Genomic DNA, 217 nt, shown 5'->3' on the forward strand with positions numbered 1-217 from the left:
TTTGTTATCGGGATGGCGTTCAGCATGCTTCTGGGTTTAGCCACTTATTTTATGACTCGTCGAGAACAACGAAAACGCACTCAATTATTTGAAGAGCTTGTTCGTCATGTTGACCCACAAAACCCGACCGAAACCTTAAAAAAGCTTGCTGAATTAATGGTGAAAGCGCCAAAGGATATTTAATGTCTCTCAAACAGAAAATAGCGGTGATAACAAC

At 40.6% G+C, this 217-nt stretch carries 1 protein-coding gene; it reads left to right on the forward strand.

Features of this window, described 5'->3' with window-relative positions; all coding sequences use genetic code 11:
- Nucleotides 1–183: hypothetical protein (locus HMPREF0693_RS18315; protein ID WP_004247194.1), on the forward strand; the 183-nt coding region annotated here is incomplete at its 5' end.
- Nucleotides 184–217: the final 34 nt, after the last annotated feature.

It is taken from the genome of Proteus mirabilis ATCC 29906 (assembly GCF_000160755.1).
Lineage (GTDB): Bacteria > Pseudomonadota > Gammaproteobacteria > Enterobacterales > Enterobacteriaceae > Proteus > Proteus mirabilis.